15 protein-coding genes and 2 riboswitches are annotated in these 14,534 nt (G+C 58.5%); of the genes, 12 read left to right on the plus strand and 3 right to left on the minus strand.

What is annotated here, in order from left to right:
• Window positions 1–102: 102 nt before the first annotated feature.
• The 8 genes from ACESYO_RS07185 to ACESYO_RS07220 all read left to right on the plus strand — a co-directional run bounded on the left by ACESYO_RS07185 (window position 103) and on the right by ACESYO_RS07220 (window position 6,432).
• Window positions 103–537, plus strand: coding sequence for a MarR family winged helix-turn-helix transcriptional regulator (locus ACESYO_RS07185; RefSeq protein ID WP_283128355.1), 435 nt, complete (start codon window positions 103–105; stop codon window positions 535–537).
• A 239-nt stretch (window positions 538–776) separates the two neighbouring features.
• A complete protein-coding gene (locus tag ACESYO_RS07190; protein WP_058965192.1) occupies window positions 777–1,010 on the plus strand; it encodes a hypothetical protein in 234 nt (77 codons plus the stop codon).
• Between the two features lie 11 nt (window positions 1,011–1,021).
• Window positions 1,022–1,894 carry a DUF3737 family protein gene (locus tag ACESYO_RS07195; RefSeq protein ID WP_373211228.1) on the plus strand — a complete coding sequence of 291 codons (873 nt, stop codon included), beginning with the start codon at window positions 1,022–1,024 and terminating at the stop codon, window positions 1,892–1,894.
• Between the two features lie 25 nt (window positions 1,895–1,919).
• On the plus strand, window positions 1,920–2,780 hold the full coding sequence (locus ACESYO_RS07200; protein ID WP_373209649.1) for an aldo/keto reductase: 861 nt from the start codon (window positions 1,920–1,922) through the stop codon (window positions 2,778–2,780).
• A 25-nt stretch (window positions 2,781–2,805) separates the two neighbouring features.
• A complete protein-coding gene (locus tag ACESYO_RS07205; protein ID WP_373209648.1) occupies window positions 2,806–3,369 on the plus strand; it encodes a cyclophilin-like fold protein in 564 nt (187 codons plus the stop codon).
• Between the two features lie 172 nt (window positions 3,370–3,541).
• Window positions 3,542–4,387: a dTDP-4-dehydrorhamnose reductase gene (gene rfbD, locus ACESYO_RS07210; RefSeq protein WP_058965188.1), complete on the plus strand. Its 846-nt coding sequence runs from the start codon at window positions 3,542–3,544 to the stop codon at window positions 4,385–4,387.
• Window positions 4,388–4,418: 31 nt separating this feature from the next.
• Window positions 4,419–5,669 carry a dicarboxylate/amino acid:cation symporter gene (locus tag ACESYO_RS07215; protein WP_346769756.1) on the plus strand — a complete coding sequence of 417 codons (1,251 nt, stop codon included), beginning with the start codon at window positions 4,419–4,421 and terminating at the stop codon, window positions 5,667–5,669.
• 79 nt (window positions 5,670–5,748) lie between these two features.
• On the plus strand, window positions 5,749–6,432 hold the full coding sequence (locus ACESYO_RS07220; RefSeq protein WP_058965186.1) for an HAD family hydrolase: 684 nt from the start codon (window positions 5,749–5,751) through the stop codon (window positions 6,430–6,432).
• 63 nt (window positions 6,433–6,495) lie between these two features.
• On the opposite strand, the gene ACESYO_RS07225 is transcribed toward ACESYO_RS07220, so the two are convergent.
• Window positions 6,496–7,596, minus strand: coding sequence for a mechanosensitive ion channel family protein (locus ACESYO_RS07225; RefSeq protein WP_058965185.1), 1,101 nt, complete (start codon window positions 7,594–7,596; stop codon window positions 6,496–6,498).
• Window positions 7,597–7,767: 171 nt separating this feature from the next.
• A riboswitch (FMN riboswitch) is annotated at window positions 7,768–7,892 on the plus strand.
• 134 nt (window positions 7,893–8,026) lie between these two features.
• Here ACESYO_RS07225 and ACESYO_RS07230 point away from each other — a divergent pair.
• Both ACESYO_RS07230 and metK read left to right on the plus strand, forming a co-directional pair.
• Complete coding sequence (locus ACESYO_RS07230; protein WP_242868399.1) at window positions 8,027–8,662, plus strand: ECF transporter S component; 636 nt, start codon at window positions 8,027–8,029, stop codon at window positions 8,660–8,662.
• 58 nt (window positions 8,663–8,720) lie between these two features.
• Window positions 8,721–8,816, plus strand: a riboswitch (SAM riboswitch).
• Window positions 8,817–8,931: 115 nt separating this feature from the next.
• Window positions 8,932–10,077, plus strand: a complete 1,146-nt coding sequence (gene metK, locus ACESYO_RS07235) for a methionine adenosyltransferase (protein WP_283128349.1) — start codon at window positions 8,932–8,934, stop codon at window positions 10,075–10,077.
• A 65-nt stretch (window positions 10,078–10,142) separates the two neighbouring features.
• Here metK and ACESYO_RS07240 read toward each other — a convergent pair whose 3' ends face one another.
• On the minus strand, window positions 10,143–11,042 hold the full coding sequence (locus ACESYO_RS07240; protein ID WP_058965183.1) for a LysR family transcriptional regulator: 900 nt from the start codon (window positions 11,040–11,042) through the stop codon (window positions 10,143–10,145).
• Between the two features lie 193 nt (window positions 11,043–11,235).
• Here ACESYO_RS07240 and ACESYO_RS07245 point away from each other — a divergent pair, with 193 nt between their 5' ends.
• Window positions 11,236–12,252 carry a YeiH family protein gene (locus tag ACESYO_RS07245; RefSeq protein WP_373209647.1) on the plus strand — a complete coding sequence of 339 codons (1,017 nt, stop codon included), beginning with the start codon at window positions 11,236–11,238 and terminating at the stop codon, window positions 12,250–12,252.
• A gap of 118 nt (window positions 12,253–12,370) precedes the next feature.
• Here ACESYO_RS07245 and ACESYO_RS07250 read toward each other — a convergent pair whose 3' ends face one another.
• A complete protein-coding gene (locus tag ACESYO_RS07250; protein WP_283128347.1) occupies window positions 12,371–12,847 on the minus strand; it encodes a pyridoxamine 5'-phosphate oxidase family protein in 477 nt (158 codons plus the stop codon).
• 288 nt (window positions 12,848–13,135) lie between these two features.
• On the opposite strand from ACESYO_RS07250, the gene ACESYO_RS07255 reads away from it, so the two are divergent.
• Window positions 13,136–14,506 (plus strand): MATE family efflux transporter, encoded by a 1,371-nt coding sequence (locus ACESYO_RS07255; protein WP_373209646.1) that lies wholly within the window; start codon window positions 13,136–13,138, stop codon window positions 14,504–14,506.
• Window positions 14,507–14,534: the final 28 nt, after the last annotated feature.

Consider the following 14,534-nt stretch of genomic DNA (forward strand, 5'->3'; position numbering starts at 1 on the left):
CCATTTATAGAATAACACGAGAAATGCGCCGCGTCAATAACTGGTTGCAAATGCCACCAGATCGGGCTATAATAACAAAAACGGAATCAGGAGGCCCATGTTATGCCCAACATTGCCGACAGCCCCTTCAAGGCAATTTCGATTTTGTATCGCAAATCTCACATCTGGCTGAACAACAGCTGCGCCCGTTATGATCTGACTGCTGCCCAGGCGGTGGTGATTCTGATTGTCTGTGATTTTAAAACACTCACGCAGGACGAAATCACCAAACGACTTTCGCTGGACAAAAGTGTGATTGCGAAAACGGTGAACAAACTGGAGGAGACCGGGTTCCTTGTGCGGGAGCAAAACCCAAAAGACAAGCGAACCTATAACATCCTTCCCACCGAAAAGGCGTGGCAGGTCTACCCGTTTATCCAGCAGCAGATCGACGACGGCCTTGCCCAGATGACCCAGAGGATGACCGCGCAGGAAAAGCAGGAGTTCATCCGCCTGCTGATGCTGGCTGCGGAGACCACCCTCGCGCAGGAGGAATAACGCCCGGCCTGCAGAACAAAAAACAGAACAAGCCCCGGCCTGCGTGCATCGCCCATGGCCGGGGCATTTTTTGCCATAAAAGGTATGGAACGCAGCTGCCGCATGGAAACATGCGGGCTTTAAGTATAGAAAATACGAATGATAAGGCATAACAAATAAGTATTTGCTATGTGAATGGCAGGGGAGTATACTGAGGGCAGAAAACAACAAAAAGCAGATACAAAGCGGGAGATGAGGCGATGGATACACAGGCAGACTGCCAGGCATGGGCGCAGGCACTGCGGGCGGCGGGCTGCGGTCCACAGCTGATCCAGCAGCTCCTGTGCTGCCGGCAGCAGGGCGAGAAGGCGGAAGAGCTGCGCCTGCTGGAAAAGCAGCGTGCGCTCCTTCTGGAGCAGGTCCATAAAAAGGAACGCCAGATTACCTGCCTGGATTATCTGGTACATCAGATCAGGGCAAACAAGCCAATCTGACCCATGGAAAAATGGAGGAATACGATATGGAAACGATTCGTGGGCAGCGTTTCGATCAGGAACGCGCTCTTTATGGCAAACAGGATCTTTGTGTGATGGATTGCGCCTTTCAGGGCCCGGCGGATGGCGAAAGCGCCTTTAAAGAGGGGCGGAATATCCGGGTGGAAAACAGCTTTTTTGATCTGCGCTACCCCTTCTGGCACGACCGGAACCTGACGATTACCGGCTGCGAGCTCACCGAAAACTGCCGGGCGGCACTGTGGTATTTCAGCAGCATTACCATTCGCCAGAGCAGGCTCCACGGCATCAAGGCGCTGCGGGAATGCGCCGATGTGACCATGGAGGACTGCGACATTGTCTCGCCGGAATTCGGCTGGTCGGTGGATGGCATCACCATGAACCGCTGCACCGCCCAAAGCGAATATTTCATGATGCGCTCCCGGGTACTGCACTTCACCGACGTGACCTTTCAGGGCAAATACTCCTTCCAGTACATTGAGGACGCGGTGTTCGACAACTGCCGCTTCGACACGAAGGACGCCTTCTGGCATGCAAAAAATGTGGTGGTGAAAAACAGCGTGGTCAAGGGCGAGTATCTGGCCTGGTACTGCGAGAACGTCACCTTTGAAAACTGCCACATCATCGGCACCCAGCCGCTGTGCTACTGCAAGGGGCTGCGGCTTATCAACTGTCGGATGGACGAAGCAGACCTTGCCTTTGAAAAGAGCGAGGTGCAGGCAGAGCTCACCGCACCGCTGATCAGCATCAAAAATCCCTATCAGGGCCGGATTCAGGTTCCTCAGGTGGGGGAAATTGTTCGGGATGACCCTGCTGCCAAGGCGGAAATCTGCATCCAGAGCCCGGCGGGCAGCCACTGCGCATGACGCGAAACAGAAAAAGGAGAACACCATGATTCGATCGGAATACTATATCCTTTCCAACGGCGTGCAGATCCCCAGGCTGGGTCTGGGCACCTGGTTCATTGAGAATGCAAACGCGGCTCAGGTGGTGCGGGATGCGGTGGAGTTTGGCTACCGCCACGTCGACACCGCGCAGGCCTATGAAAATGAGGCGGGCGTGGGCCTTGGCGTGCGCAGCTGCGGGCTGAGCCGTGAGCAGCTGTTCGTGACCACCAAGCTGGCCGCCGAGATCAAAACCTACGACGAGGCCGTGAAGGCCATCGAAGGCTCCCTGAACGCCATGCAGCTGGATTACATCGATCTGATGCTCATTCACAGCCCCCAGCCCTGGGCGGATTTCCGCGGGGCGGACCCCTGTTTTACTGGCAACCGGGAAGCCTGGCGGGCGCTGGAGGATGCGTATCAGGCCGGCAAGCTGCGGGCCATTGGTGTGTCCAACTTTTTGCAGGCGGATCTGGAAAACCTGCTGGCCGGCTGCCGTGTGGCGCCCATGGTAAATCAGGTGCTGGCCCACATCGGCAACCTGCCCTTTGAGCTGGCGGACTACTGCCGGGAAAAGAACATTCTGGTGGAGGCGTATTCCCCGGTGGCTCACGGCCAGATTCTGAATCACCCCGAGGTTGTGGCCATGGCGAAGAAATACGGCGTCACCGCCGCCCGGTTGTGCATCCGTTACACCCTTCAGCTGGGTATGCTGCCCCTGCCCAAAACTGCGAACCGGGCCCATCTGGCGGAAAACGCAATGGTGGACTTCGAGATTTCGGCGGAGGATATGCAGCGGCTGAATCAGCTGCCGCCGATCCGGGATTACGGGGAATTCAGCATCTTCCCGGTGTTCAGCGGTCGGTAAAGCGGCGCCGGAGGAGGAAACAGGCATGAAGCGATGGGGCGAAAAAATCCGGGGAAAGGCGCTGCTTGCGGCAGTCCTGTGTGCGCTGCTCTGCGGCTGCGCGCAGTCTGCGCCCGCTGCGGATACCGCATCGGAACCGGTCGTACAAAGTGCACAAAGTGTCCAGAGCCAGCCGGAACCGGCTCCCACGCCGGAGCCGGTGGAATCGGAAACACAGGAGGAGGCAACCGGAATGAATCTGCAAATCGGTGATACAACGCTCACGGCCACTCTGGCGGACAACAGCTCCGCCCGGGCACTGGCCGAGCTGCTGGAGGAGGGGCCGCTCACCCTTACGCTGGAGGATTACGCGGGCATGGAAAAGGTGGGCCCGCTGGGTACCTCACTGCCTCAGAACAATGAGCAGATGGTCACCGGCCCCGGGGATCTTATTCTGTATCAGGGCAGCTCCTTTGTGATCTACTACGATACCAATTCCTGGAACCTTACCCGGCTGGGCCACATCGACGATGCGGATGAAGCCCGGCTGCAGGAACTGCTGGGGGATGGAGCAGTCACCGTTACGCTTTCGCTGGAAGAAACGGAATAACAGGCAGAAGGAGCCCGCCGGTTAACGGCGGGCTCCTTCTGCCTGCAGTGTTGGAAAGCCTGATTTGACAGGAAGAAAGAACCGTTGCTATAATAAAAAGGATTGTATACGATAATTGTGTACAATAGGCGGGCAGGCGGCCCGCATACCAAACAGCGAAAGGAGCTTAGCGATGCTGAAAGTATGGATAGCCGGTGCGGAAGGCCAGATCGGCACGGCGATAAACGAAATCCTGGATCCTCTGGAAATGGAGACCTTCAACACCGACCGGGCTGAACTGGATATTACCAATACCGACGAGGTGCTCAGCTTCGGCGAGATCAACCGGCCGGACGTGATCATCAACTGCGCGGCCATCACCGACATTGCCCTGTGTGAGCAGAACCCGGAGCTGGCCTATCGGGTCAATGCGCTGGGCGCGCGCAATCTGAGCCTGGTGGCCCGTAAGGTGGGTGCCAAGATGGTTCAGCTCTCCACCGACGATGTGTTCGACGGCCATGCCGAAAAGCCTTACAGTGAATTCGACGATACCAATCCCCAGACCGTATACGGTGCGTCCAAGCGGGCGGGCGAGAACTATGTGAAGGAGTTCACCCACAAGCATTTCATCCTCCGCAGCAGCTGGGTGTACGGAAAGGGCAACAACTTTGTGAACGGGGTGCTGGCCGCGGCCCGGCAGGGCGAAAGCCTGAGCGTGCCTCAGGATCAGTACGGCAGCCCCACCAGCGCAAAGGATCTGGCCCGGCTGATTCTGCATCTGATCCACACCAACGAGTACGGTACCTATCATGCCACCTGCAAGGGCGTGTGCAGCCGGTACGAGTTTGCCCGGGAGATCCTGCGTCAGGCAGGGCTGCAGGGGCAGCTGCGCGCCGCGGCCACCGGCGAGGCCGAGCATTATCTGGCCCGCCCGGCTTACGCTGTGCTGGACAATTTCATTTTGCGGATCATTGATCTGTACGAGATGCCCGACTGGCAGGCATCGCTGACGGAATATCTGAACGAAAGGGAGGGCTGAGATGGAGCGCGGCTTGAAGAAAACAAAAAAGATGGGTTTGACCACCCGCATTTTCATTGCACTGCTGGCGGGTGTTATCTTTGGCGTGGCACTGTGCTATCTGGTGCCGGACGGCTCCTTCAAGAATGATATTCTTGTGGAGGGCGTGCTGTATGTGGTGGGCCAGGGCTTCATCCGGCTGATGAAAATGCTGGTGGTGCCGCTGGTGTTCTGCTCCATCGTGTGCGGCAGCATGTCCATCGGTGATACCAAAAAGCTGGGTACCGTGGGTGTGCGCAGTCTGATCTTCTACCTGTGCACCACCGCCTGCGCGGTCACGGTGGCCCTGTTGGTGGGCAACCTGCTGAACCCCGGCGTGGGGCTGGATCTGAGCGTGCTGCAGAGCACCAATACCCAGGTGGAAAGCATGCAGGCCACATCGCTCACCGAGACGCTGCTCAACATCATTCCGGACAATCCCATCGGCGCGCTGGCCAAGGGCGAGATGCTGCAGATCATTCTGTTCGCCCTGATTGTGGGCGTGATTCTGGCGAAGCTGGGCGAGCGGGCCGAAACCGTGGGCAGCTTTTTCAGCCAGTTCAACGACGTGATGATGGAAATGACCATGATGGTTATGTCGCTGGCTCCGGTGGGCGTGTTCTGCCTGATCTCCCGCACCTTTGCCACCATCGGCTTCAGCGCCTTTCTGCCGCTGGCAAAATACATGGTGGCGGTGTTCCTGGCGCTGGGCATCCAGTGCTTTGTGGTCTACCTGAGCATGCTGAAGCTGTTCACCGGGCTGAACCCCATCAAGTTCATCAAGAACTTCTTCCCGGTCATGGCCTTTGCCTTCTCCACGGCCACCTCCAATGCCACCATTCCTCTGTCCATTGATACGCTGGCCAAAAAGATGGGTGTGTCCAAGCGAATCTCCTCCTTCACCATCCCTCTGGGTGCCACCATCAACATGGACGGCACCTCCATCATGCAGGGCGTGGCGGTGGTGTTCGCGGCCCAGGCCTTCGGCATCCATCTGGATATGATGGATTATATCACCGTGATCGGCACTGCCACCCTGGCGTCGGTGGGCACGGCGGGCGTGCCCAGCGTTGGTCTGGTTACCCTGACCATGGTGTTCAACTCGGTGGGTCTGCCGGTGGAGGCCATCGGCCTGATCATGGGCATCGACCGCATTCTGGATATGACCCGCACCGCGGTGAACATCACCGGCGACGCGGTGTGCACCACCATTGTGGCCCATCAGAACAAGGCGCTGGACAAATCCGTGTTTGAGCGTTCCTGAAAGCGGCGCGGGGCAGCCGGGGCTGCAAAGCAGTTTCGGCGCAGACTGGACGCGCTGAAAGCCGAAAGAGAGGTTTCGTATGATTCAGGCAATTTTTTGTGATTTTTACGGCACGCTTGTGCCGGAATACGGCCCCGCCTCTTACGAGGTGATCCGGCGCGTCTGCGAAAGCGGCAGCGAAAAGAACCCGAAGGCAGTGGTTGCCGCCTGGTGGAAACGCTACGGCGAAAAGCAGCAGGCGGCCTGGGGGGATACCTTCCGCACCCAGTATGAACTGGCGCTGGAAAGCTATCAGGAATTGCTGGAAGAGTATCATTCCAGCGAGGATGCGAAAGCGCTGTGCGATAAAATGGCCGAGCACTGGGCCGCGCCGGGCCTGTGTGAGGGCGCTGCGGAGTTTATGTCCGGGTGCGGTCTGCCGGTCTGGCTGGTGACCAACAGCGATACCGGATATGTGGAGCAGGCGGTGCGCCAGTGCGGTATTGTTCCGGCGGGCATCGTCACCAGCGAGATGGCCCGTTGCCCCAAGCCTCATCCGGGCATCTATCAGCTGGCGCTTGAGCTGTCGGGCCTTGCCCCGGATCAGGTGGTGCACATTGGCGATTCGCTGCAGGGCGACGCACTGGGCCCGGCGAAGCTGGGCATCCGTACCATCTGGCTGAATACCGAGGGCCGGCCGGTGCCGCAGGGCGTTACCGCGGCCGCAAGCCTTGCCGATGCGCTGGAGATTCTGCGCGGCTGGCAGCAGGCGGAAAAGCAGTAAAAAAGAATGCCTCCGGGCGGATTCCTAGTGTTGGGAAACCGCCCGGAGGCATTTGTTTTCCGGTCAGGCCCGAGGCGCGGAGGCCGGGGCTTTTTCGATGTAAACGCTGGTGGAGGGGAAGGCGAAGCTGCATCCGTTTTTGTATACCAGATCCATCAGATCCAGATTGATGGCTTCCTGAATCTTCAAAAACTCAGCCAGCGCGCCGGTGGTGGTGTAGAACTGAATCAGAATATCGATGCTGGAAGCGCCGAAGCCGGTCAGCTGCACCCGGATGGTGTCCTTGTGCACATCCTCCCGGGCGGCCAGCATGGCGCGGATGTCGGCCATCAGGCTCTCCAACTGGCTGCGGGTGGTATCGTAGGTGACGCCAAGGCTGAACTTGGCAAGCCGGCGGTTGATCTGGCTGTAGTTGATCATGGCATTGCTCACCAGAATGCTGTTGGGAATCACCAGAACCGAGTCGTTCAGCTGGCGAATACGGGTGGAACGGAAAGCAATATCCTCCACCTCGCCCTCACCGGCGGAGCACCAGATCCAGTCGCCAATGGCAAAGGGTTTTTCAAAAATAACCACAAGCCCGCCAAAGAAGTTGGTGGCATAATCCTTGGCTGCCAGAGAAAGAGTCAGGCCTACAATGCCCAGGCTGGTGATCAGGCTGCCCACCGGGAAGCCCAGCTCCTGCAGCAGCATCAGAATGGCGAATACCAGAATGGTGCCCTTGAGAACTTTGTTCAGAAAGTTGGCAACGGTGTTGTCCACATCCAGGTCCAGCTTGCCCCGCACATCGTGGAAGAGCACCGGCCCCAGGTCGCTGCTGCCGATCAGGCCCCAGGCCAGCAGGCAGATCATGGTTACCCGCAGCAGCTTGCTCATCAGGCTGGTCAGAGCGCCGCCCAGGTCTGCGGGCAGGGGAAGCAGAGCGCAGGCCAGGAAGATGCCGGTGGTCCATACCGCCACCGGTGCCGGGCGGGAAAAGCCCTTGGCCAGCACATAGGGGCCCTTCTTTTCCTTTTTGTTTAAAAGGTTCATCAGCCAGGGCATGATCTTGTGGCGCACAAGCCGACTGATCAGGTAAGATACAACGAACACAATCAGACTGATAACCAGCTGAAAGAGCGCGCCGTCGGTGTTCAGGATATATTCTGTGATTTTTTCGATCATAGCAGTGATCCGTCCTGTTGAATTTTTTATCCCGTGCAGATTGTCGAACACGGGTACATTCATAGTATATCACACACCCCGCTTTCAAAAAAGTTATATGCAGCTTTTGCAAAACAAAATTCACAAAACACTTGCATTTTTCAGCGGGCACGCATATAATAATGCTTAAGAAAGCAGTTTCAGGGCGGGGTGAAATTCCCCACCGGCGGTATAGCCCGCGACCATCCGGTGTTTCCGGGTGCTGATCTGGTGCAATTCCAGAGCCGACGGTATAGTCCGGATGAAAGAAACGGCAGCGTTTAGGTTTGTTGTTCGCCCTTTTGCAGGTGTATTCCATCTGCAAAGGGGCGTTTTGTTTTACCTGCCGGGCAACACACTGGGGCCGACTTTCCAAAATATGTTGGGCAATATGCCCGGGAGGAAAATGATTATGACAACCGCAAAAACCGCTGAACCCACCACCATGGCCCGCTCTACCCGGCGGGTACGCAACATGACCGTTACCGCCATGCTGTCTGCTGTGGCGGCCGTGCTCATGTTCTTTGATTTCAGCCTGCCCATGTTCATTCCCAGCTTCGTGAAGATGGATATTTCCGAGCTGCCCGCCCTGCTGGCCGCTTTCAGCATGGGCCCCGTGTCCGGCGTGGTGGTCTGCCTGGTGAAGAACATTCTGGCCGCCATCTTCCACGGCTCCACCGGCGGCATCGGCGAGGTGTGCAACTTTTTGCTGGGTGCAGCCTTTGTGGGCAGCGCCGGCGTGATCTACAAATACAAAAAGACCCGTATGGGCGCGGTAATCGCCGCTCTGGTGGGCTCTGTGGTCATGGCTGTGATCTCTGTGCCGGTGAACTACTTTTTGAGCTACCCGGTTTACAGCGCCATGTTCGGCGGCATCGACCTGATCATCGACGCTTACCGTGCCCTGCGCCCCAGCGTGAACGGCCTGCTGGAATGCCTGCTGATCTTCAACATGCCCTTTACTCTGGTCAAGGGACTGATCGTTTCGCTGATCACCTTCCTGATCTACAAGCCCCTCAGCCCGGTGCTGCACGGCCGTAACCGGTAAAGAAGTGCTTGACAGACCCTTTTGGGTGTGTTATAGTATGTCTCGAAAATTGAATAGCAACTTATCAAGAGTGACGGAGGGAACAGGCCCTGTGAAGTCCGGCAACCTGCATGATGCAAGGTGCCAAATCCTGCGGGAAACCGAAAGATAAGCGTAACGGCGCTCAAAGGCTTTCGGGCCTTTGGGCGCTTTTTGTTGCAGTTTCCGGCAAGTTGCTTTTCAGCCAAATCCTGCGCTTTGGGCGCATACAAACCAAGGAGGGCAACACCATGCCGAAATGTTTCTTTACTTCTGAATCCGTAACCGAGGGCCATCCCGACAAAATCTGCGACCAGATCAGTGACGCTGTGCTGGACGCCATTCTGGAAAAGGATCCCAATGCCCGCGTGGCCTGCGAGACCACCTGCTCCACCGGCCTCGTGCATGTGATGGGCGAGATCACCACCAGCTGCTATGTGGATATTCAGACCATTGCCCGCAATGTGATCCGGGACATTGGCTACACCCGCGCCAAGTACGGCTTTGACGCCGACACCTGCGCCGTGCTGACCAACATCGACGAGCAGAGCCCGGACATTGCACTGGGCACCAACGATCAGGTGGGCGGCGCCGGCGATCAGGGCATGATGTTCGGTTATGCCTGCACCGAGACCCCCGAGCTGATGCCGCTGCCCATCAGTCTGGCCCACAAGCTGGCCAAGCGCCTGACCGAGGTGCGCAAGAACGGCCAGATGGCTTACCTGCGGCCGGACGGCAAGAGCCAGGTAACCGTGGAATACGACGACGGCAAGCCCGTGCGCGTGGATGCAGTGGTCATCTCCAGCCAGCACAGCCCGGATGTGGAGATGGAGCAGCTGCGCCGTGACGTGATGGAGCAGGTGATCCGCCCTGTGATTCCCGCTGAACTGCTGGACGAGAACACCAAGTATTACATCAACCCCACCGGCCGTTTCGTGGTGGGCGGCCCGCAGGGTGACTCCGGCCTGACCGGCCGCAAGATCATTGTGGATACCTACGGCGGCTATGCCCGCCATGGCGGCGGCGCCTTCAGCGGTAAGGATCCCAGCAAGGTGGACCGCAGCGCTGCCTATGCCGCCCGCTGGGTTGCCAAGAACATCGTGGCTGCCGGTCTGGCGGAAAAGTGCGAGGTCCAGCTGGCCTACGCCATTGGCGTGGCCGAGCCGGTGAGCATTCTGGTGGATACCTTCGGTACCGGCAAGTACAACAGCGAGGAGCTGGAAGCCGCGGTGCGCAAGGTGTTCGATCTGCGCCCCGCCGCCATCATCAGCGCGCTGGAGCTGCGCAAGCCCGGCTACCGTGCGGTGGCTGCCTATGGCCACATGGGTCGTGAGGATCTGGGTGTAACCTGGGAGCGCACTGACCGGGTGGAGGCCCTGAAAGCCGCTCTGGCCTGATTCAATCCATACGCATAAAGAACACCCGCCTGCCGGTAGTCTCCGGCGGGCGGGTGTCTTTTTAATTAAAGAGCTGCTCCGGCACAGGTTTCGGCGGCCTGTGTTACCGCCCGGGCCATCCGGGCCAGAAGCTCGGAGCGGGGGCTGCCCGGCAGGCAGACAAAGTGGAAGGGGCGCTCCAGCTGCAGATCCTCCAATTCCATCACCTGCAGCCGGTTCTGCGCCAGCAGGCTCCGGGCGGCGGCCTCGTAGGCAAAGGTGATGCCCTTGCCCGCGGCCACAAGGCCCAGCAGGGTGGGAATGTGTTCGATCTCACACAGGCTCACATAGTCGGTCACCGCCAGATTATGCGCCCGGCATTCCCCTTCAAAAATATCCCGGGTACCGCTGCCGCTCTCCCGCAGAATCAGCGGGGCCTGCAGGGTATCCCGCAGGCGGCGAAACACCCGGTAGGGGCTGGTGGGGCTGCACAGGCCCACAAAACGGCTCACGAAAAAGGGGGAGTAGTCGTAGCGGCGATGGTCAAAGTTGCCTTCAATAAGAGCGAAGTCCAGCAGCCCGTTTTCCAGCTGTTCCAGCAGGGCATGGGTGTTCTGCTCCACCATGTGGAACTGAATTTCCGGGAACTGATCCACCAGACGGGGCAGCACCGAGGGCATCAGTCCGTCCGCGATGGAAAGGGTGGCCCCGAAGCGCAGGGTAGGGGTGTCTGCCTGATGCATTTCCCGGGCAATCTGTTCATCCAGTGTGGCCAGACGGCGGCAAAGCTGGGCCAGACGCTGCCCCTGAGGGGTAAGAACAAGCCGCCGCCCTTCCTTCACGAACAGCTTCACACCGTAGGCTGTTTCCAGCGCCTTGATGTGCTGGCTTACAGCGGGCTGGGTCAGATGGAGCAGCTCGGCGCAGCGGGTTGTGCTCTGGCATTGCACCAGCAGCAAAAAGGTATGGAGCTTGGGATCCAGCATACAATCACACTTCCTATAAATATAACTTATGAATTGGCGATAAATACTAATTTGATTTTATATGAAATCGGCCGTATAATCAAGTGCGGGCAGAGAAATGTTGACATGCAAGGCAGCATTTCCCGGCGCCGGGCGGCGTGTAACAGCAGCCGCCTTCCGGAACCTGTAACTACGAAAGGAATGCGGCTATATTATGAAACAGTTCGTCACCAAACACGCTCCCGGCTTTCTGGTCTGCCTGGTACTGGCACTGATCGCCCAGGGCATCGCAAAGTTTTTCCCCAGCATTGGCGCGGCTCTGTTCGCCATCGGTCTGGGTATCCTGTGCGGAAACACTTTTTTGAACAAGCCCTGCTTTGATGCGGGTACCAAATTTTCCGAGCGGAATCTGCTGGAATATTCCATCGTGCTCACCGGCGCCAGCCTGCTGCTCAGCGATATTCTGGCTCTGGGTCTGAGTGGCCTGGCTTTCATCGCCTGCCAGATGGCGCTCACTGTTGCGGTGGCTTACCTGATCGGCCGCAAGATGGGCTTCGGCAAAAAGTTCAGCCTGCTGATGGGCGCGGGCAACGCGGTGTGCGGCTCCTCCGCCATTGCCACCGTGTCGCCGGTGGTCAAGGCTGACAGCAAGGATAAAGGCATCTCCATCACCATTGTGAACGTGACCGGCACCATTCTGATGGTGGTGCTGCCCATTCTCACCGGCGTGGTTTACCAGCACGAGGTGCTGCACACCTCCGCCATGATTGGCGGCACATTGCAGTCCATCGGTCAGGTAATCGCCTCCGCCCAGCTGGTGGGCGGCGAGGTGGTGGAGACCGCCACCATCTTCAAGATCATCCGCATCGTGTTCATTGTGCTGGTGGCACTGGTCTATTCCCGCATGAATGTGGAAACGGATGACGCCCCGCTGTTCTCCAAGTCCGAGGCGGGTGCCCACGGTGCGGTGAAGGCAGGCGTGCCCTGGTTCATCATCGGATTCTTCATCATGGCCATCCTGCACAGCGTGGGCGTGATTCCTCCGGTGGTCAGCCATGCGGCCAAGCTGGTGAGCCAGCAGTTCGAGATCATTGCTCTGGCTGCCATCGGCATGCGGGTGAAGTTCCGGGATCTTGCCGCCGAAGGGCCCCGTGCCATGCTCTACGGCGTGGGCGTGGGCGCCTGCCAGATTGTGTTCGCGCTGGTACTGATCCGGGGATTCATTGGTTGATCGAAGCGCCGGTAAAACAGAAAAAACGAAAGAAAACCGTCCGCCAAAGGGCCTTGAGGGCTTTTGGCGGGCGGTTTTCTTTTATTGCGGCGGGCGAAAAACGCTGATCGGCTGTGCCTCAGCGTTCCTGGATCTCCTTGCCGCTCAGGTGCTCGATCTCAATGGCGAACATTCGCACCGCTGCGCCGGATGCGGCGATTTCTCCGTCGGCGGTGGCTTCGTCCGGGTAATATTTCATGGCCATTTTCCGAACCAGACGCAGCGTTTCCTCCCGATCCTCCACCATATGGCACTGCCCGAACACCACGGCGCTCTGCACAAACGGCGCCCAGGGCTCGGCCTTTACCGTTTCGCTGCCCACCACGGTGAAGCAGACCTTGCTGCAGGCCCGCAGGGCGTCCGCCTTGTGGCCTGCGCCTGCGCCGTGGAACAGGATGCGCCGGGTTTCCTCCTCATACAGATAATTAACGGGAATGGCATAGGGGTAGCCCTCGTCGCCCTGAACGGCCAGCACGCCGATCCGGGCGCTGTGCAGCAGCTCCCGGGTTGCCTGCGGGTCAATCTCCTTGCTTTTTCTTCGCATCGGTCGGAACATTCTGTGTACCTCCTGGGGTGTTTTTGTGGTTCTGCTGCCATTGTACCACAGCGAGCGGCAGATGGTAAGAGCGGCTTGACCACACGGGCCGTCTGTAGCGGCTTGACCACACGGGCCGTCGGCGTTGAAAAAAGCCGGCCGCTGTGCTATGATAAAATGTATTGCGGCGGCGTTGCCTCCTTCTTGCCCTGCGGGGTGAAAGAAGGGGCGGCTGCCGAAATTTCGGATGTTGTCCAGAACGCCCCACGCCGGGAAAATGCTCCCGCCGCGACAGGCGGGGAGGGTATTATGCAGAGCGATCGCACCTATTTATTCGAACAGGCTCCGGTGTCAAAGGCTGTCCTTTCCATGGCCATGCCAACCATTGCCAGCTCTCTGGTTATGGTGCTGTATAATCTGGCGGATACCTACTTTGTGGGCATGCTCAATAACCCGGTGCAGAACGCGGCGGTCACACTGGCAGCGCCGGTGCTGCTGGCCTTTAATGCCATCAACAATCTGTTCGGCGTTGGATCCTCCAGCATGATGAGCCGGGCGCTGGGCCGGGGCGATAAACAAACCGCCCGCCAGAGTGCGTCCTTTGGCTTCTGGTGCTCACTGTTCTGCGGGGCGCTGATCTCGCTGCTTTTCCTCTTCTTTTCCGCTCCGGCTCTTCAGGTGCTGGGCGCCAGCGAGGAAAATGCGGCTGCCACACAGGCATATCTGTTCTGGACCACCTGCTGCGGTGCGGTGCCCGCGATTCTGAACGTGGTGCTTGCCCACATGGTGCGCAGCGAAGGCGCGGCACTGCATGCAAGCATCGGTACCATGAGCGGCTGTTTTTTGAATATTCTGCTGGATCCTGTGTTCATTCTGCCCTGGGGCTTTAACATGGGCGCAGCGGGTGCGGGCCTTGCCACCTTCCTGTCCAACTGTGTGGCATGCTGTTATTTTCTGGTGCTGATGGTGGTGCGGCGCAAGAGCAGCTGCATCAGTCTGCGGCCCTGTAAGCCGGACCGGCAGGTGGTGCTGGGCGTGTGCGGCGTGGGTATTCCCGCCGCCATTCAGAACCTTCTGAACGTGACCGGCATGACCGTGCTGAACAACTTCACTTCTGCGTACGGCTCCAACGCGGTCGCCGCCATGGGTATCGCCCAGAAGATCAATCAGGTGCCCTTCTATGTGGCGCTGGGTCTTTCGCAGGGGCTTATGCCGCTGGTCAGCTACAACTATGCTTCCGGCAACTACCGCCGCATGAAGCGGTGTTTCTTCTTTGCAGCACGGCTGGCGCTTTCCTTCCTGACAATGCTCAGTGTGCTGTACTGGTTCAACAGCGACCTGCTCATCACCCTGTTTATGGAGAACCCCGAGACCGTGGCCTACGGCTCCCGCTTTTTGCACGGCATGTGCCTGGCGCTGCCCTTCCTGTGCATGGATTTTCTGGCGGTGGGTGTGTTCCAGGCCTGTGGCATGGGGCGGCAGGCGCTGCTGTTCGCGGTGCTGCGTAAGATCGTGATGGAGATCCCCGCGCTGGTAATCCTGAACCTGATCTGGCCTCTGTATGGCCTTGCCTATGCGCAGACCGTGGCCGAGGTCATTCTGAGCATTGCGGCGGTGCTGGTGCTGCGGAGTATTTTCGAACATCTGGGCGACCCGCCGGAGAAAAAGGCGGAAGCCTGATCCATATTATAATAAGGAAAAATGCCAG

The organism is Allofournierella massiliensis (assembly GCF_964241245.1).
GTDB lineage: Bacteria > Bacillota > Clostridia > Oscillospirales > Ruminococcaceae > Allofournierella > Allofournierella massiliensis.